The organism is Anaerobacillus alkalidiazotrophicus, from assembly GCF_001866055.1.
Window position 1 is genome coordinate 111,974 of sequence record NZ_MLQS01000017.1, and the last position, 18,958, is coordinate 130,931.

The following is an 18,958-nucleotide window of genomic DNA, read 5'->3' on the forward strand; positions in this document are numbered from 1 at the left end:
CAATCAGTGGGGGATGAAGGAAAACCCCCACTGATTGAAGTTCAGCTTTATAAATTCTGGTTATATAAAAAAATCAATCTCTTAAACTTTAGAGATTGATTTTTTTAACATTTTAAATGCCAGTTTGTTAATCAAACTGATTTGAAACTTAAGGGGCATAGCCCCCCACCTCTAAGCGTAGCGTAGGTGGGAACTTCCATTCAGGTGGAGTTGAGATCCATCTGAATTTCCGATTTTCTAGTGAAGCTAGAACGAGTTCTCTCAAGTAGTATGTCCTTTAATAAGTTCGACATCAATAACAGTATTGTTGATCGTTTCTTCATCTTTGTTTTCGATCATATTCATAATAGTCGAACTTAATACTTTACCCAGTCGATTTGTTGGTTGGGAAATGGTTGTAAGCTTTGGTGTTTGCAACATTCTTGTGAAGCTATGATAGTCGTATCCAACTATTTTCAGTTGTTCAGGAACTTTTATGCCATTTTCAGTTGCGTAAAGATAAAGTGCATAAGCTACAATATCATTACTACAAAAAACACCATCGAATTTAGACAAGTCTTCAGAAATTTTATCAATAATTAAGTCAGTAAAATATTCAAAAGTCAAATTATCATTTGAGCCCTCAATAACCTCATAATGTACATTGTGCTTCATGCAACTAAGTTTAAAAGCGTCTGCACGGCGATTGGCTAGTAAATCTAGCTTTAATGGTCCAGAGATGTGTAACAGGTTTTTACAACCTAATTCAATTAAGTGTTCTGTAGCCAATTCTCCTCCTCGAAAGTTATCGCAAGCAACATAAGGAAATTGATTTGAAATTATGCGATCAAAAGTTACGATTGGAAAACTTACTTGCTTATAAGCATCCACATCTAACGTATGGCTGCACATAATAATTCCATCAACCCTGTTTTCACTTAGCATATTTAAGTAACGAGCTTCTTTTTTAGGTTGGTCTAGTGAATTACAAATGAGGATTTTATAATTTTTTTCATTTGCATACATCTCTACATATTTAATTAATTCTGAGAAAAACGGGTGATTCGAGTCAGGAACAATCATTCCTAATATATAGGACTGGCTTTTCTGAAGAGCTCTAGCAATTTGATTTGGAGAATAATTCATCTCCGCCATAGCTTCTTCAACTTTTTTTCTCGTTTCTTTACCGATATAACCACGATTATTTAATACACGTGAAACAGTAGTAACTGAAACGCCTGCTCGCTCTGCAACATCTTTTATATTAGCCACTAGTAAAATTCCTTTCTTTAAGTACATATTTCTCAATAAATTCGTATATTTTTTTATATAATCAGAATTTATAAATTTCTAACTTGGAAACTGTCTAGCTTCAGGCGCCATCGGCTCGACCACTTCAGCCCTTCTCTTTCGGTCAAAAACCGACCGAAACGAGTAGGTCTTCCAGTGTTTGTCGCCGATAGGCGGGCGCCTTGCGCTTTTCTTGTAAATAATGATGATAACTAATTAAAGTTATGTCAGTCTAACCGTTTACGGTTTTCGTGTAATTTAGAAATAAATGTAAGTATCTCTATTGTTACTATATTTAGTATAACAACCACATGAAAACCTTACTATAAATGATGTTAAAAAATCATGTTTTATTTTTCGAAAAAATAACTATTATTTTCCAAAAAAATACTTATTCTGAGAAAACTGATGAAAGATAATAACCAAAACTATGAAAACATGAAACTTTAACAAAAAAAATAAAAATATTTATGAAAACGTTTGACATATAAAACGCTTTCATAGTATTATAATAAATGAAACCGGTTCCAAAGTCCTAAAAAAAAATTCAAGGGGGATTACTTTAATGAAAAAACTTTTATCACTTTTAGTCGTAGTTGCACTTTTGGCATTAGCTGCTTGTGGTGGAAATGATGATGAACTATCAACACCAAACGATTCAGAAACTAAAGATAGTACAAGTAAAGCGGAAGAAATTTCAATCTTTTTGGGTAAACCAGAGATTGCACAAGAATTTGAAGCTGCTATTGCAGACTTTTCAAGTGAAACTGGTATAAAAGTAACCATTATTCCATTAGCTGGTGGAAACGCATACGAAAGAATGACATCGCTTTATTCTTCTGGTAATGCACCAACAATTATGATGTTAGCACAGGAATTTGATGTATTTAAAGATAGATTACTAGATTTATCTGATCAACCGTGGGTAGAAACAGTTCAAGAAGGTATGACGGACTTTGTAACTATTGATGGATCTGTATTCGGTCAACCGACTACAGTAGAAGCATTCGGTTTTATCTATAACAAAGCTATTCTTGATCAAGCTGTAAGTGGAGATTTTGATCCGACAACAGTTAGAACACATGATGACTTAAGAAGCTTATTAGAGCAATTAGATGCATTAGAAGGGGTTGATCCAATTCATGTATCACCAATGGATTGGTCATTAGGAGCTCATTTAACAAATCCTTTATTTGCATCACAATCAGCTGATCGTGATGAGCGCCATCAATTTATGCAAGATATGTTAGATGGTAACGTTTCTCTATCTGACAATGACGTATTTAATGGTTGGTTAACAACATTTGATTTAATAAAAGAATTTAATTCAAATAAAAATGCACCTTTAGCTGCTCAATATGATGATGGTGCATTAGCATTAGCAAACGGAAAAACAGGGTTATGGTTTATGGGTAACTGGGCTTATCCACAATTACATGAAATTGATCCTGAAGGGGAATTTGGGTTCCTACCTGTACCAGTAAGTAATGACTTATCTGAGTTTGGAAATAACGAAATTTCAGTTGGAGTACCTTCATATTGGGTAATCGATGCGTCACAATCTACAGAAGACCAACAAGAAGCTGCAAAGGAGTTTCTTAACTGGTTAGTAAGTACTGAAAGTGGGCAAGAGCATTATGTAAACGAATTTAAATTTATACCTGTTTTTGATAATTTCACAGTAAAACCAGAGGATTCACTATCACAATCAGTTTTAAGTTATATGGAAGGAAATGACACATTAGAATGGATGAACTCATATTATCCTGCTGATGGTTGGCCTTCAATGGGTGCTACATTGCAAAAGTACCTTTCGGATAATACTGATAAAGAAGGTTTAATTCAAGAATTTGAAGATTACTGGAAAAACGCTGGAGAATAAACGGTTTAATTGTGGGATGAGCAGAATACAGCTTATCCCACTACTATATTTTTTTGATCTGCTTGTCGTAAAGCATCTGGTAATCAGAGAACGGATGTTTTGCGATGAGCAAGTTGATCTCATCTTTTAGCTACAATTTAAATTTAGAAAACATATGAAGTAGATGGAGGTACCTAGAATGTATAATGAAAAAAAATTAGTAGATAAGTTAAAGGTAGTCGGTACGTTTGCTTTTATTCCCCTTTTTGCGTTCCTAGTTGTTATGATTTTTCCTTTACTACTAGGAGTTGCGATGACTTTTACTACTTGGACTGGCTTTTCGGGTTCATTATTAGAATTCAGAGGTTTTGAAAATTATGCGATAGCTTTTTCAGACTCAGGATTTTGGGACTCGATGAAAATTACGTTTAAATACGTAGTCTATACGTTAGTCTTAACTAATGTGATTGCTTTTGGGTTAGCGTTACTCGTAACAAGTGGAATGAAAGGGCAAAACTTTTTTAGAATGGGCTTTTTTACACCAAACTTAATTGGTGGTATTATTTTAGGTTTCATTTGGCAATTTATTTTTACAAGAGTTATCGTCCACTTCGGTGAAGCTACGGGGTTATCTATTTTTTCTTATTCATGGTTAGCTGTTCCAGAAAAAGCTTTTTGGACACTTGTAATTGTTGGAGTATGGCAAAGCTCAGGTTATATGATGTTGATTTACATTGCAGGATTAATGGGCATTAATAAATCGTTGCTTGAAGCTGCTGATTTAGATGGAGCTAATCCTTGGCAACAAATGTTGAAAATAAAAATTCCATTAATGATCCCAGCGTTCACGATAAGCTTATTCTTAACATTGCAACGTAGTTTCTTAGTTTATGATACGAATCTTTCGTTAACTAGTGGTGGTCCGTTTCGATCGACAGAATTAATTGCGATGCACGTATACAATGACGCATTTCTTTATCAAAATTTCGGTTCTGGTCAAGCGAAAGCATTTATTCTTTTCATTATCGTCGCAGCAATTGCCATTACTCAAGTTAGAATTATGAAGAAAATGGAGGTTGAAGCATAATGAAAAAGAGGAGAAAAATAAAATCAATCATTTTACTAACTCTTTCAGTTGTTCTATTTATCTTATATTTTTTCCCATTTGCCTTAGTTTTTATTAACTCATTTAAAGACCGTCTAGATATTGTTAGTAATCCGTTGGCACTACCGAAAGCACTATCATTTGAAAATTATATTTCTGCTTTTCAAACAATGAATTTTATGTCGGCATTATGGAATTCAATATTAATTACATTAATTTCGGTTTTATTAATCATTGTATTTGCTTCGATGCTTGCTTATTTTCTCGTGAGATGGAAATGGAAAATGAATGGTGTGATTTTGATGTTATTAGTAGCGTCGATGATAATTCCTTTCCAAGCTTTAATGATTCCTTTCGTATCGATTTATGGAAATTTAGGTTTGCTAAACAGTAAATGGATGTTAATGTTCTTTTATTTAGGCTTTGGATTAAGTTTAGCAACATTTATGTATCATGGATTCATGAAATCTATTCCAGTAGAGCTTGAAGAAGCTGCATTAATTGATGGTGCTTCAAGATTACAAGTTTTTTGGTTAGTTGTATTCCCAATGTTAAAGCCGATTACGGTAACAATTGTTATATTAGATGTCCTATGGATATGGAATGACTTCTTATTACCATCATTAGTGTTAGTTTCAGAAGGAAATCGAACAATTCCATTATCAACCTATTATTTCTTTGGACAATATACATCTAGTTTTGGGCCTGCCATGGCGGGACTTATCTTAGCAATGATACCGATCGTTATTTTCTTTATTATTCTGCAAAAACAAGTAATTAAAGGTGTTATCGATGGAGCAATAAAATAATAGGACAAAGTGGCACAATAAATAAAAAGAATTAATGAGAAGTTAAAGTTAGATTGTAATATTTTGTAGACCGAATTGAATAGAGGAAAAAAATGATGAGGGTACCTTTAGTTGTGTTTAAAGGTACCCTTAAAAATTTGTAATAATAAAGTTCTGTAGAAAAGTTCACGGGCTTTTCACGAAACGACTATTATATACTTGCAGGAATGGCTGTAGTATCTCTATAATAGTTTTAGAAAAAGTTATTTCAGTTTCATTATAATAAAAATATGATGTAATAAGGAGACAATTGAATGAAGAAAAAAATCTTAGCAGCTTTTTTTCTATTGCTTGTTGTAGTAATTGCTGGCTGTAATGGTGGCGACGATACACAAGAAACAGAAACAGTAACGTTTAGTAAAGAAGCCTTCGATATTTCACTTTTAGATAATACGGAAAATTTTGTTAACATTAGCCCTGAAGGAAAAACAATTTATGCATACTTTACAGGAGTTGGCTGACAAATTTGCATCACTCAGCTAGTTGAGCTGAATAAATATAGTAATGATGAATTGCAAGGTGTAAAACTCTATGGGATCAGTTTATCGACGCCTGAAGAACATGCTTATTTACAGGAGGTATTTCCTCTTGACAATTTCGAGTTTTTGACGGATTACCAAGGTGAATTTGGTCAAAAATTTGGTTTTCTTGATTTAGATGGAAATCAGGTTGTTAGGTACGAAAGAGGTTATGTAGGTGTTAATCCTGAAACAGAAAACATGGTCGTGGAAATAGACTATTTAATTGGAGAGAAGATCAACGAAGTTTTGAAAAAAATGGAAGAATTATAAAAGTTAGAAGAAGCGGTAACGGTTAATGTTATCGCTTCTTATTATTATAGAAAGTATAAAATTTTTTTAGTGAAAAGCTAACTATCTGCCTGCAGCTCATTTTAGGGATCGAGAGTAAGGAGTTTGAGGCTTTTCTTATTAGAAGGAGGAAATATGAAACCAATTATGGCTCATAGAGGTTGGTCCAGCAGGGCACCTGAGAATACTTTAGCTGCAATTAAGTTGGCTATTGATGAAAAGTGGATCCAATCGATTGAATTAGATGTACAGCTAACCAAGGATGGCGTACCAGTCATGATTCATGATTTTCGCTTGGAAAGAACGACAAATGGAATTGGCTTTGTAAAAGATCTATCCTTAAAAGAACTTAAAAAGTTGGATGCTGGAACCTGGTATTCACCAAAGTATCAAGATGAAAAAATTCCTACTTTGGAAGAAGTACTTCAGCTTTGTAAAGGGAAGAAACGTTTAAATCTTGAATTAAAAACAGCAGGTAATATGTATAAAGGTTTGGCAAATAAAGTTGTTCAGTGCGTTCAAAATATGAACATGGATCTAGAAGTTGTGATAACGTCTTTTGATCATGAGGAAGTAAAAAGGGTAAGAGAGCTTACTTCATGTATTCAAACAGGTTTAATTATTGTAGGAAACCCTACCTTACTCAATGAACAGTTGGAGCATGTCGAAGCTAATACAATTTCTATCTCATTTCCCTTTTTAACGAAGCCTTTTGTAGATAGCCACCTAGCAAAAGGAAGGAAAATTGTTGCTTGGACGCCAAATTCAGCTCAAGAAATTGAATATGTTAAACGACTGTCAGGAAAAATAGAGGTTTGTACAGATTACCCGGAGAGAGCATTATGAAAAGACAGGGGATATATTTAGCTGGAAATTTGAAATGTTTGTGACTTTTACTCAATATCAATAGGAATCAAAGAAAATCCTTACACTTGCAAATGTTGTTTTAACAACATTTATGAGTGTAGGGATTTTTTTATTCACAATTACGTTTTTTCCCTACAAGGAGTATCTGTTTTTCTGATAGAGAAAAAAGTTCTAGATCATGCAAAATGAGATTATCAGAAAGGTGAGCACGACCTACCTAACCTTTTCCAAAGGATATAAAGTATAAGTTTATTTGTGCAATGTTTCACAGGTGGTTACGTAATATTGTACGTTATTCGCGTAGAGGGGAAAAGAAGGTAAATAATTAATATTAAGGAGGCGTTTCACATTTTAACGAACATCGGAATTCCAGGGTTGATATTGGTCTTAGTTATCGCACTAATCATTTTCGGTCCTAAAAAACTTCCAGAAATGGGTAGGGCAGTTGGTGACACTTTAAAAGAATTTAAGAAATCTACAAGAGAGTTAACTGCAGATGATATAGAGGAAAAGAAGTAAAGATAAAAATACAAAAAACTACTTTGGTATGTAACTACGATTGGTAAAAGACTAATAAATGACTACATTTATTAAAGAGTCTACAGTCAAATCTACTAAAGATTTATTACGCGCGCGTAAATCACTTATAAAAATAGATTTAAATAAAGCATAAGCTATGAAGTTAAAGACTTCTTTATGAATTAATGGAGGTGGTATTTGTGAAAGTTAATAGAAGGAATTTTATTAAATTATCAGCTGTAAGTGGTCTTTTTGTAGCAGGAGCAAGTCAAACAAAGCCTGCGTTGAATGCATTTACCAAAAATACTGAAGCTGCAGCTAAAAACGAACCACAAGGTGAATGGATTGCAAGTACTTGTCAAGGCTGTACAGCTTGGTGTGCGGTTCAAGTGTATCGTATTAATGGGCGAGCCACAAAAGTAAGAGGAAACCCAAATGCAAAAGCAAATCATGGACATTCCTGTGTTCGTTCACACCTTGCTCTTCAACAAGTGTATGATCCAGATCGTGTAAAACAACCGATGAAGAGAACGAATCCCAAAAAAGGTAGAGATGAAGATCCTGGTTTCATACCTATCTCTTGGGAAGAAGCAATGGATATAATCGCAGATAAAATCATGGATCTTCGTAAAAGAAATGAAACTCATAAGTTTTCAGTATGGCGCGGACGTTATACCGCACTTAACGGTATTCTTTACGGTAATATGCCAAAGATTATTGGTACACCAAATAATGTTTCTCACTCATCGATCTGTGCGGAAACAGAAAAACACGGCCGTTACTATACAGAAGCGTATTGGGGATATGCCGATTATGACCATGAAAATGCTTTTTACGAGTTAATGTGGGGAGCTGATCCAATTGCCTCAAACCGTCAAGTACCTCATACTGCAAGCTTATTTGGTAAATTAAAAGATCAAGCGAAAATAGCAGTAGTTGATCCAAGGTTATCAACTACTGCAGCCAAAGCAGATGAGTGGTTACCGGTTATCCCAGGTGAAGACGGAGCGTTAGCGATTGCGATTGCACACGTATTATTAACGGAAGAACTTTGGTATAAGCCATTTGTAGGAGATTTTAAAGATGGTGTAAATCGTTTCGAAGCGGGTCGAACTGTTGATAAAGAAGATTTTGAAGAAATCCAAACACACGGATTAGTCAAATGGTGGAACATCGCTCTGAAAGATGCAACTCCAGAATGGGCTGCTGAGCGCAGTGGAATTCCAGTAGAACAAATATATCGAGTGGCAAGAGACTTCGGTCGTGCCGCACCGAGAGCAATTTCTTTCATGTCACCCGGCTCGAATATGGTCGTTCGTGGTGGATATACTGCACAAGCAATGGCAGCTTTAAATGGATTAGTAGGATCAGCTGATAATGTTGGAGGAGTAATTTGTGGTGGCGAAAGCTGTCCAGTAAATAGTTTCCCAGACTTTGAGAAATATATAGATCCTATTGCTGCGAATGGTAATAGCATGCCACGTGCTGATTTTGGCGGAAGAAAATTAGAAATGCCAGCGATGAATGCAGGTAATTCTGGTGGGATCAAGCCAACAAATACAATAGCCGACTCAATATTAAACGAAGATCCATATAGTTTGGAAGTAGTGATGAGCTACTGGACGAATTTCAACTATAGTAATCAGGGGACAGAGCGTTGGGATGAGGCATTAGCTAAATTACCATTTATGGTACACATGACATTAAACCCAGCAGAGCAAACACACTTTGCCGATATTGTCTTGCCTGTACCACACCACATGTTTGAGCGTTTGAGTGCCGTTCGTGGAAGTAATGGTAATTTATACAGACATTGTCATATTCAAAATGAAATTATCGAGTCACCTTTTGACGTAAGAATTGATGAAACAGAGGTTCCGTGGATGCTAGGTGAAGCATTAGAAAGAAAAGGATTCTCTAACCTTATTGATTATTTCCGCAACGAGTTTGTGGATCCAGAAACGGGTAAAAAACCTACAAATGGAAAAGAATTTAATGAAATTGCAACAAAAATATATACTCAACCATTATGGGATCCAACAATTGAAAAACAAGGTGATGTCATTAACGGCTGGGAAGAGTATAAAAAGATTGGAACGTGGAACTCAATTCCTTATCGCTTCCGTCAAAAATGGAACGGTAACTGGGGAACTGAAACAGGACAGTTTGAATTCTATAGTGAGACATTAAAGAAAGCCTTAGAAGCCCATGCAGAAAGACATAATGTAAATGTAGATAAAGTGATGGAAGCAACAAATTATACCGCACGGGGAGAGTTAGCGTTTGTTCCTCACTACGAACCAGCCTACCGTGTTGGGGATGAAAATGAGTATCCACTTATTTTCTCTGATCACCGTTCAAAATTAAATCGTGAAGCTCGTTCAGCTAATACCTCATGGTATCAAGAATTTAAAGATGCTGATCCAGGGGATGAAGCATGGGACGATGTAGCGAAAATTAATCCAATTGATGCGAAAAAGTTTGGAATTGAAAATGGTGACATGATTAAGATTACTTCAGCAACAGGCTCAATCACTGTCAAAGCAAAGCTATGGGAAGGTACTCGTCCAGGTGTTGTAACGAAGTGTTACGGTCAAGGCCACTGGGCTTACGGTCATATCGCATCTCTAGATCGTAAAAAGCAAATTGCTCGTGGAGGAAACAATAACACAATTTTAGCACCTGTTCATGAAGCACTAAGCGGAAGTGGTGCAAGACATGGTGGCCAATCAAGAATTAAGATAGAAAAAGTTTAATAGATCGTTAAAAACGTACGGAGGTGACGGTTGTGGCTAAAAATTATGCAATGACAATTGACCTACAATCATGTATTGGTTGTGCAGCATGTTCAGTTGTATGTAAAAATGAAAACAATACAGAACCAGGCATGAATTGGTCTCATCACATTCATAATACTACGGGTAAATTTCCAAATGTAAAATATGAATATATTCCAACATTATGTAATCACTGTGAAAATGCGCCATGTGTGAAAGCTTGTCCGGTAAAAGCGATGTATAAAGACGAAAATGGCTTAACTTTACACAACGCGGATAAATGTATCGGTTGTAAAAGCTGTATGGCGTCCTGTCCTTATGGAGTTATCTGTTTTAATAAGAAAGATCCACACCAATATTGGAATGAAAAAGAAGCGTGGAGTGAATTATCAGCGACACCTGCTGAAATTAAAGAGAAAATTGGTACACCAATCCCTTATTATAATCCTGAGCGTGATTTTAATTATGAAGCCATTCGTTACCGTGGGATTGTTGAAAAATGTCAACTTTGTGATCATCGGCTAGATCGTGGTGAACAACCATATTGTGTTACTCGCTGTCCAGCAGAAGCGAGATATGTAGGAGATTTAAATGATCCAAACGATAAAATTCATGAACTATTAAGGCATGATCATAAAGGGTTACGAGAAGATCTTGGAACAAAACCAAAAGTATTTTACTTAAGAAGCTTCTAAAATAAACAAACTAACTAGAATAGTAGGGGAAGTGACTAAGTATGGGAGAGAAACTAGGAGTTTTTCAACATAAGGCAAACCTTTATAAAGTGTTGTCTGAATTATTTAACAAGCCGAATCAGGATTTGCAAGTGTTGTTCGAACCATTAAGAAATAGTCTACAAACTCTTTACCCTGACCTTGTCACAGACGGTAAAGAGCTAGAGAATGAGTTCAATAGAATATTTGAACAAGATGAAGAATTAACAACATTAGCAGTAGAACATGCAAAGTTGTTTATTGGACCTTTTGATGTACTTGCACCACCCTATAGCTCTATTTATCTAGAAAATGGACGTCAGCTTCAAGGGGAATCCACTACGTACGCTGAACAAATGTATCAAGAAGCTGGCATTGTCATGTCAAAGGACTTCAAGGATGTTCCTGATCACATTAAAGTGGAGCTTGAGTTTATTTATTACCTTTACTTTCAATATGTTCAAACGAATGAACTGTCATATTTAAACTTACTTACGAAGTTTATTCATACTCATTTAAGTAGGTGGATACTACCGTTTAAAGAACAAATAAACAAAAGAGGAAATCTAGATTTCTATAAAAAACTAGTAGATTTAACTGCTAAAGTAGTTATGTGTGAACGTGAAGAATTACATCCACAAACATCAATAAATAATTAATATTTTAGGAAAGGGGCGAACTACGAATGTGGAGTAAGTTTCTATTAAAGCGAATGGTTGATAAAAGTTTTGTTCGTCTAAGTGAAAGTCGCTGCCTGAGAAACCGCAATAAACATTCACAATGTTCTTTATGTGAAGAAGTTTGCCCCCAACCAGCTATAAATATTACAGATGGAAAGTTAACGCTTGATAGCTCTAAGTGTAGCAACTGTCGATTATGTATACATGTATGTCCGACAGAAGCGTTCAATTATGAATTTGAACAGCTCCATAAATATGAACAAAAAATTCAAAGCTGTGAAAGTGTTTGTTTCTCATGTGAAGAACAAGGTGACCCTAGTACAGATGTAATCCTACCGTGTGTCTCTTCGCTTAGACCTGAAATGTTAATGATAGGAACATTGTATGAAAAAGAGATACAAATTTTATGGAATGAGAAACGGTGTCTTTCCTGTAAGTCTAACTGGACCCACAAACGAGATTTAATTTGGATAAATGAATGGAATGGTAGTAATATTTCAGAATGTAATGTTGAGATCATCGATAATAAAGACGCAAGAATAGCTTCTAAACGGAAAGTATCAAGAAGAGAATTATTCTCTTTATCAAAAAATAAAACGAAAGATCAAGTAGCACATCTTGTTTTTGACTCTTTTGATCAGTCTAGTAATCTTAGAGATAAACTTTCGTTAACGGATCGAAGAAAATATTTATTATCTTGCCTAAAGGGAAAAAATAGTATAGGGAATATACCAGATAAGATTGCTAAAAAGCTGGGAATTGTAAAATTAGAAGTTACTAACAATTGCCAGTTGTGTCGGAAATGCTCTGCTACATGTCCAACTGGAGCGCTTAAATTAGAAGAAACAGAGGAAAAAACCTCGCTTATATTTCAAGCGCATTATTGCATCGATTGTGATATTTGTGAAAATGTCTGTTTAGAAATTCGTAAAAGCTCAATTAATTTTGAAGAAATCCGAAAAAGTACATTGCTTCACGAAACAAAATTAAATGAGTGTCCTGGATGTGGAGATAAAAAAATAGAAACAAAAACGTATTGTGAAGAGTGTAATGTAAAACAAGTGCGGAAAAGCATTCTTTATCAAAACGGGGAATTTGATTAATTGGCAATGTCCAATTAAATAATAAGGAGGGAACTAGCAATGACAGCCAAGCAATTGACAAAGGGGTTACCTGTCGTAATCCTTGCTAGTATTGTTCTAGCTATTGGGATATTTAGTATGGGAAACACAATCGTACAAGGTCAAGTAGTGTTTGGATCTACTGATCAAGTACCTTGGAACATTTTAATCGTAGCCTATGTATTTTTAGCTTTAGCTGCTAGCGGAATGTGTTTAGTATCAACATTCGGCCATGCATTAGGATTTAAAAGATTTGAGATTATTAGTAAAAGATCTCTGTATTTAGCTATTTCAGTTTTACTACCTGCTTTACTAGTCCTTGCCATGGATTTAGGAAGGTTGGACCGTGTGTTTTATTTTATTACTTCACCTAATCTACAAGCGCCAATGTGGTGGATGGGTGCAACTTATGGAATATATGTAGTTGTATTACTATTTGAATTTTTCTCGGTACAAACAGGGAACGAAAAAGCAGTTAAAGTAGCATCGTATATTACTCTTTGTGGAGCAGTTGCAGCGACAAGTATTTTAGGTGGGATCTTTGCTGTTGTTATTCAACGCCCACTTTGGTTTGGAGGAGCAACATCAGTTTATTTCGTACTCTCAGCGTTAATAACTGGAATTGCAACGTTATTAATTGCAACAGTATTAACATATAAAGTAGCTAAAGATGAGGTTAACTTTCAGTTACAAGAAGTATTAAGTTATTTAGGGAAAGCAATGGCTATTTTATTAGCTGTAGCTTTAGGTTTTCATGCATGGCGTTTAATCACATTGTTCTATGTAGGTTCAGAGAACTTTACTATGATCTTAAATGGAACCTATTCAGTTGCTTTTTGGGGTGTCGTCATTGCTTTAGGCTTAGTTATACCAATTTTTATGCTAATGAAGAATAGAACACCAGGAAAGTTAGTTTTAGCAGGACTTCTAGTTTTAGTAGGAATGTTTGTAGATAAATATATTATGGTTATCGGAGGGCAACTTGTGCAACCATACGGAGAAGTGGCTATCTACACTTCTACCTTTACAGAATGGGCAATCATTGCTGGTGGAATAGCAGCCGCAGTCCTCATTTACATGTTTGGAGTAAAGAAATTCTCCTTAGATGCTTACGGTCATGAAGATACGAAGGTTATCAGAAGTGCTAATCCATCTAAAATCGGATAACTTAGAAAGTAAAAATTTTCGAAAGGCTGTTGGTATTTGACCGACAGCTTTTTTTATAGTATCAGAATTTATAACTTTCTAACTTGGAAACTGTCTAGCTCCAGGCGCCATCGGCTCGATCACTTCAGACAAGCAACGGACTTCAATAACTACTTGAATAACGTCTCTGAATAGCTTCATGCAGCTTTGCTTCGAGGAAGCCTACTTCGAAGCAAAGCTGTCAGACGCAGAAGCACATAGATTTCGGTCAAAAACCGACCGCTACGAGCAGGTCTTCCAGTGTTTGTCGCCGATAGGCGGGCGCCTTGCGCTTTTCTTATGTTTTTACCATATGGATCTCAATGTATACAGTTTGAATAAAATGGTATTGCTTCCATTTGAAATCTAACCGTTTGGTGACAATTAAATAAAAAAAACTTTTTTAGTACATCAAAATGTATAATAGAATGATGAGATAAATATTAATCTTTAAATAAATTTAATTTTAAAAATAAGAATTCTAGGGGGGATTGTCATTAGACGGTTTTGGACGATGATCATTTTATCATTAATAATAGTAGTTGCTTGTAGTGAAAAACAAGAACTAACCTACGTTCCCCTTATCTCAACAGAAGAGGAGAATGACACTTCTCTTCTTGAAGAATCTGAGAATGTTATTCGTACAGCATTTGCTTCGGTTGTTTCCCCTGAAGAAACAAGATATAAGTATGATTTATTAATTAAATATTTGGAAGACCACCTCGAGCGACCAATACTGATTATTCAAAAACAAACGTACGATGAGGTTAATGAGCTATTAAAAAACGGAGAAGTTGATTTAGCGTTTATTTGTTCACTTTCCTACGTTATTGGCACTGAGGAAGGGTATATGGTTGATGTAGCAACTACTATTATTGACAATAGTGATACGTACAGATCCTATATTATTACTCATAAAAATAGTGGCTTAGAAACGTTGGCAGATTTAAAAGGAAAGCGTTTTGCTTTTGCTGATCCGTATTCTTATACAGGAAGGTTAGCAGCTTTAGAAATGATAGACCAAATGGGTTATACAGCTAACGATTTTTTTGAGGAGACATTTTATACGTACAGTCATGATTATTCAGTTAGTGCAGTAGCAAGGGGAGCTGTTGATGGTGCAGCGGTAGATAGTATTTTATTTGATATGTTACTAGATTTGGAGAATGAAGATGCAATGCAAATTCAAATTGTACAAAAAGGACCTTGGGCAGGGGCACCTCCAATTGTTGTGTCTCATAAAACGGATGAAAACTTAAAAACAGAAATTAAGGAACTAATTTTATCGCTTAATGAAAATCCACGTGGGCAACATATATTACAAGAATTGAAAATTCAGGAGTACGTTCCTATAAATCGAGAAAAGTATCAACCAATAAGAGATGCAATGAAGTTTATGGGTGAAGACTAATGTTGAGACATGTAAAGGTTCCGAGCTTTATGACAAGTTGCTCTATTCATGTGAAAATTTATGGAATGGTTTTTGCGATCATTTTTTTAATAACAATTATAAGTTTAATAGGAGTAAGGATCTCCATTACAGAAACGTTAACACAACAATTGGATGAAAGGGTTAAATCAATTGGAAGTGATGTAGCATCTAAAAGTAGTGACTTATTGCTTACCAATAATATATACGCCTTGCAAAAGTTAGTGAATGATACGATACAAAATAATAGGGATATTGAGTACGTATTTATTTTAAATGAAAACGGAAGGACGGTTGTTCATTCGTATGAGGATGTATATATAAGTACTGAATTACTTCATGTTAACGAAGTAGACAAAGATGATCTTCATAATTTGGTTATGTTCGACACTGAAAAAGGAATCATTCGAGATGTGGCTGTTCCGATTGTTAAAGGTTTTGGTGGTACAGCGAGGGTCGGTTTACGCAGTGATTCACTTGATCAAGCGCTTCAAGATGTCACACAGCAAATGTTTGTCACGATGTTAATTGTACTTATGCTCTCTTTATTAATTGTGTTAGGGCTCACAAGGGTTATAACTTATCCGATCACACAATTAGTAAATTTAACGAAACAAGTAGCGAAAGGTGATTTTTCATCACGCATTCATAACTTTTCAAATGATGAAATCGGTAAACTCACTCATTCATTTAATTCAATGTTAGAGAATTTAGAAAAGGCAAGAAACGAAAAAGAAAAATACTATAAAGAAGTGTTAACAAGAAACAGAGAATTAACATTATTAAATAACATCTCTGCAAATATAAAAACAGTTGAGGAATTAAGAAACGTTTTAGAAAAATTTGTAGAGAATTTAGTAAGTGAACTTTCCTTAAACAGTGCCTTAATTCAAATAAAAGTAGATAATGATTATGAAACGTTTTTTAATTCGAAAGAAAACTGTTTAGTAGAATTTGAATTACTTAATAAACAAGATAGCCATTGCCTTTGTACTAGTACCGAAAAAAAGGTTAATAATTCACTACCTCTTATTGTAAAGGAGCAAAATGTTGGGAAAATAGAAATATGTAGTTTAAAAGAGCTCGACCCTTACTCCGTAAAAATAATAAAATCTATTTGTAATCAATTATCTGTCACTATTGAAAATATACAACTATGGCAAGAACTTAGGAAGAAAGAAAAAGTTCGACAAATGCTCCTTGGAAAAGTAATGACGGTACAAGAAGAAGAACGGAAACGGATTGCACGAGAACTTCATGATGAGACGAGTCACTCTTTATCATCAATATTGTTAGGGTTAAAGGTATTGCAAGAGGTAGACGATGAAAATCAGAGACAGCGTGAAATTACGAAGCTAAGAAACTTGGCTCATCAAACAATTGAAGAAGTTCATGACTTAGCCTGGCAACTACGTCCGAGCATCTTGGATAAGTTTGGATTAAAAGTAGCTATTGAGCGCTACACTGATGAGTTTAAAAAGAAATATCCTGTAGAATTTGATTTGATTTTAAAGGGTATTGAGAAAGAAAGACTTAGACCGGAAGTGGAAACGGCTATATTTAGAGTTGTCCAAGAGTCGTTAACCAATATTTTGAAATATGCAAATGCAACATCTGTTAGTGTCATTATTATGAAGAATGGCCAGATGATTTCTGTGATCATTGAGGATGATGGTATAGGTTTTCAAGTAGAAGAAGTGTTAAATAAAGATCCTTCAAAATATAATTTAGGGATTAGAGGGATGCAAGAAAGAGTTTCGTTATTAGGTGGAACGTTTAATATTGAATCTGAAATTGATGAAGGGACTGCTGTCATGGTGAAAATCTCATTAAAAGATGGAGGAGGAGAACTTCTTGACAATCAAAATCATGCTAGCTGATGATCACCCAGTTTTTCGCTCAGGTTTAAAAAATATAATTTTAACAGAGAAAGATTTTGAAATTGTAGCGGAAGCCGAAAATGGAAATATTGCTATTGAGAAGGCAGAAAAATATACACCTGACATTATAATCATGGATATAAATATGCCCCAAAAAGATGGAATTGAAGCGACGAAAATAATAAAAGAAAAAGTTCCAGATACAAAGATACTAATCCTAACGATGTATTCTGACGAGGCCTATTTAAAAGAAGGATTAAATGCAGGAGCATCAGGGTATGTTTTGAAGAGAGCTGTTGATACGGAGTTAATTGCTGCTGTTCAGACGGTATTAAGTGGAGAGCACTATATATATCCTACATTAATCCCTAGTTTATATGCTAAACCTAATGAAAGTGAACAAGAAAGTGAAGTAGGATCAGAAGTTGACTTATTGAGTCCAAGAGAGAGAGAAGTATTAAAATATATCGCTCTTGGTTATACACAAAAAGAAATATCTACGGAATTATTTATTAGTATTAAAACCGTAGATACGTATAAGGCAAGAATAATGGAAAAAATAGGCGCAAAGAAAAAATCAAATTTAGTTAGATATGCACTAAAGCATGGGATTATATCTAGTAAAGATTAATAATGTTGGCAGTTTTTTAATGTAAAATACATTGGAAAACTGCTTTTTTTGAGGGAATGAATTTAATGTTGTGAGTGATTTTGCTACTTTTTGCAGTCAAAGTTGGATTTGTGCAAGTAGGAGGGTGAACTCTCGTAAGTGAAACTTTAAAATGAAAAGTGAAAGGATCAACCCAACAAGAAAACCGTCAGTAAATGCCTCCTTTTAGACCTACTATTTCCACATTATCTTCATCAACTATAAAAAAATTCCTTTTTCATCCTTTCATCCCCTTGACAAAAGTCAGAAATTTTCTTAAAATCTTATTAAGTAATTAAACATATGAAAATACTCGGAATTAAAAACTTGGAATTGAGCTGACTAGACAAACTAGAGGTGACATTAAGTTTCTAAAGGGAACTTTGTGTCGCCTTTTTAAAAAAGTAATAACAAACAATTAGGTTTACGTAGAAACAGTTATCAATCAACTATCATTAATGAATTAAAGCGCATGAAAAATTTATGAACTGTAAAAATTTGAACGTGAGGGGGAAGCTCAATGGCGAAACTGTCCTACAAAACAGTGACAGACGATGAGTTGAAGAATTTAAATGAACAGCTTGCCAAAAAGGATGCTATCGATATTTTAAAATGGGCATATAATCACTTTGGTGACGATATTGTTTATGCATGTAGCTTTGGTGCAGAGGGAATTGTACTTATTGATTTAATTAGTAAAGTAAATAAAAATGCTACCATCGTATTCTTAGATACTGAGTTACATTTTGAAGAAACATACGCACTTATTGAAAAAGTAAAAGCAAAATATCCAACATTAAACATTGAATTAAAGAAGCCTGAGCTTACAGTAGCAGAACAAAATGAACAATATGGAAATGAACTGTGGAAAACGAGTCCTGATCAATGCTGTAAAGTTAGAAAGTTAAAACCTTTAGAAGAGGAATTATCTAAATACCAAGCATGGATATCGGGATTAAGAAGAGAGCAGTCGGAAACTAGAGCACATGTCCAATTCGTAAACCACGATAATCGCTTTCAATCTATAAAAGTATGTCCTCTCATTCATTGGTCTTGGGATGAGATTTGGATGTATATTAAATTACATCAACTTCCATATAATGAGCTTCATGATCAAAATTATCCGAGTATTGGCTGTGCAAACTGTACGCTCCCAGTAGCCGATGGGGGAGATACACGTGAGGGTCGCTGGGCTAATTCTGGTAAGGTAGAATGTGGGCTTCATCAATAAAGTAAGTAATATTTT

The 18,958-nt window shown here is 34.8% G+C and carries 17 protein-coding genes; 16 read left to right on the forward strand and 1 reads right to left on the reverse strand.

The genetic code is table 11. The annotated features are described in order from the left end of the window. Positions 1-261: 261 nt before the first annotated feature. The gene (locus tag BKP45_RS10950; protein WP_071389728.1) at positions 262-1,251 is read right to left on the reverse strand and encodes a LacI family DNA-binding transcriptional regulator; all 990 of its coding nucleotides are present in this window, start codon (positions 1,249-1,251) and stop codon (positions 262-264) included. 583 nt (positions 1,252-1,834) lie between these two features. Between BKP45_RS10950 and BKP45_RS10955 the strand changes: the two genes are divergently transcribed. The 16 genes from BKP45_RS10955 (at position 1,835) to BKP45_RS11030 (ending at position 18,943) form a co-directional block, all read left to right on the forward strand. Continuing rightward, positions 1,835-3,151 carry an ABC transporter substrate-binding protein gene (locus tag BKP45_RS10955; protein WP_071389729.1) on the forward strand — a complete coding sequence of 439 codons (1,317 nt, stop codon included), beginning with the start codon at positions 1,835-1,837 and terminating at the stop codon, positions 3,149-3,151. 178 nt (positions 3,152-3,329) lie between these two features. Continuing rightward, complete coding sequence (locus BKP45_RS10960; protein ID WP_071389730.1) at positions 3,330-4,217, forward strand: carbohydrate ABC transporter permease; 888 nt, start codon at positions 3,330-3,332, stop codon at positions 4,215-4,217. Then, on the forward strand, positions 4,217-5,044 hold the full coding sequence (locus BKP45_RS10965; RefSeq protein WP_071389731.1) for a carbohydrate ABC transporter permease: 828 nt from the start codon (positions 4,217-4,219) through the stop codon (positions 5,042-5,044). The genes BKP45_RS10960 and BKP45_RS10965 overlap by 1 nt, the downstream gene beginning before the upstream one ends. Before the next feature lie 293 nt (positions 5,045-5,337). After that, positions 5,338-5,544 carry a hypothetical protein gene (locus tag BKP45_RS10970; protein WP_071389732.1) on the forward strand — a complete coding sequence of 69 codons (207 nt, stop codon included), beginning with the start codon at positions 5,338-5,340 and terminating at the stop codon, positions 5,542-5,544. Positions 5,545-5,595: 51 nt separating this feature from the next. Continuing rightward, a complete protein-coding gene (locus BKP45_RS10975) occupies positions 5,596-5,874 on the forward strand; it encodes a hypothetical protein (protein ID WP_139193811.1) in 279 nt (92 codons plus the stop codon). A gap of 153 nt (positions 5,875-6,027) precedes the next feature. Continuing rightward, positions 6,028-6,738 (forward strand): glycerophosphodiester phosphodiesterase, encoded by a 711-nt coding sequence (locus tag BKP45_RS10980; protein ID WP_071389734.1) that lies wholly within the window; start codon positions 6,028-6,030, stop codon positions 6,736-6,738. A 369-nt stretch (positions 6,739-7,107) separates the two neighbouring features. Next, a complete protein-coding gene (locus BKP45_RS10985) occupies positions 7,108-7,278 on the forward strand; it encodes a twin-arginine translocase TatA/TatE family subunit (protein ID WP_071389735.1) in 171 nt (56 codons plus the stop codon). Positions 7,279-7,478: 200 nt separating this feature from the next. Beyond that, positions 7,479-10,034, forward strand: coding sequence for a molybdopterin-dependent oxidoreductase (locus BKP45_RS10990; RefSeq protein WP_071389736.1), 2,556 nt, complete (start codon positions 7,479-7,481; stop codon positions 10,032-10,034). Between the two features lie 32 nt (positions 10,035-10,066). Beyond that, positions 10,067-10,750 carry a 4Fe-4S dicluster domain-containing protein gene (locus BKP45_RS10995; RefSeq protein WP_245747439.1) on the forward strand — a complete coding sequence of 228 codons (684 nt, stop codon included), beginning with the start codon at positions 10,067-10,069 and terminating at the stop codon, positions 10,748-10,750. 41 nt (positions 10,751-10,791) lie between these two features. Then, entirely contained in the window at positions 10,792-11,427 is a 636-nt protein-coding gene (locus BKP45_RS11000; protein WP_071389737.1) for a TorD/DmsD family molecular chaperone, read from the forward strand. A 26-nt stretch (positions 11,428-11,453) separates the two neighbouring features. Further along, positions 11,454-12,551: a 4Fe-4S dicluster domain-containing protein gene (locus tag BKP45_RS11005; RefSeq protein WP_071389738.1), complete on the forward strand. Its 1,098-nt coding sequence runs from the start codon at positions 11,454-11,456 to the stop codon at positions 12,549-12,551. Between the two features lie 39 nt (positions 12,552-12,590). Continuing rightward, entirely contained in the window at positions 12,591-13,736 is a 1,146-nt protein-coding gene (gene nrfD, locus BKP45_RS11010) for an NrfD/PsrC family molybdoenzyme membrane anchor subunit (RefSeq protein WP_071389739.1), read from the forward strand. Between the two features lie 532 nt (positions 13,737-14,268). Further along, entirely contained in the window at positions 14,269-15,165 is an 897-nt protein-coding gene (locus BKP45_RS11015) for a substrate-binding domain-containing protein (RefSeq protein ID WP_071389740.1), read from the forward strand. Continuing rightward, on the forward strand, positions 15,165-17,063 hold the full coding sequence (locus BKP45_RS11020) for a sensor histidine kinase (protein WP_071389741.1): 1,899 nt from the start codon (positions 15,165-15,167) through the stop codon (positions 17,061-17,063). Before BKP45_RS11015 ends, BKP45_RS11020 begins: the two co-directional genes overlap by 1 nt. Beyond that, positions 17,038-17,694 (forward strand): response regulator transcription factor, encoded by a 657-nt coding sequence (locus BKP45_RS11025; RefSeq protein ID WP_084787843.1) that lies wholly within the window; start codon positions 17,038-17,040, stop codon positions 17,692-17,694. Before BKP45_RS11020 ends, BKP45_RS11025 begins: the two co-directional genes overlap by 26 nt. 538 nt (positions 17,695-18,232) lie before the next feature. Beyond that, entirely contained in the window at positions 18,233-18,943 is a 711-nt protein-coding gene (locus BKP45_RS11030) for a phosphoadenylyl-sulfate reductase (RefSeq protein WP_071389743.1), read from the forward strand. Positions 18,944-18,958 lie beyond the last annotated feature (15 nt).

Excerpts from the sequence above, each read along its gene's own strand:
- BKP45_RS11015 (WP_071389740.1), top strand. The coding sequence starts at position 14,269 with ATGATCATTTTATCATTAATAATAGTAGTTGCTTGTAGTGAAAAACAA.
- BKP45_RS10980 (WP_071389734.1), top strand. The coding sequence starts at position 6,028 with ATGAAACCAATTATGGCTCATAGAGGTTGGTCCAGCAGGGCACCTGAG.
- BKP45_RS10955 (WP_071389729.1), top strand. The coding sequence starts at position 1,835 with ATGAAAAAACTTTTATCACTTTTAGTCGTAGTTGCACTTTTGGCATTA.
- BKP45_RS11020 (WP_071389741.1), top strand. The coding sequence starts at position 15,165 with ATGTTGAGACATGTAAAGGTTCCGAGCTTTATGACAAGTTGCTCTATT.
- BKP45_RS11000 (WP_071389737.1), top strand. The coding sequence starts at position 10,792 with ATGGGAGAGAAACTAGGAGTTTTTCAACATAAGGCAAACCTTTATAAA.
- BKP45_RS11005 (WP_071389738.1), top strand. The coding sequence starts at position 11,454 with ATGTGGAGTAAGTTTCTATTAAAGCGAATGGTTGATAAAAGTTTTGTT.
- BKP45_RS10970 (WP_071389732.1), top strand. The coding sequence starts at position 5,338 with ATGAAGAAAAAAATCTTAGCAGCTTTTTTTCTATTGCTTGTTGTAGTA.
- nrfD (WP_071389739.1), top strand. The coding sequence starts at position 12,591 with ATGACAGCCAAGCAATTGACAAAGGGGTTACCTGTCGTAATCCTTGCT.
- BKP45_RS10960 (WP_071389730.1), top strand. The coding sequence starts at position 3,330 with ATGTATAATGAAAAAAAATTAGTAGATAAGTTAAAGGTAGTCGGTACG.
- BKP45_RS11030 (WP_071389743.1), top strand. The coding sequence starts at position 18,233 with ATGGCGAAACTGTCCTACAAAACAGTGACAGACGATGAGTTGAAGAAT.
- BKP45_RS10965 (WP_071389731.1), top strand. The coding sequence starts at position 4,217 with ATGAAAAAGAGGAGAAAAATAAAATCAATCATTTTACTAACTCTTTCA.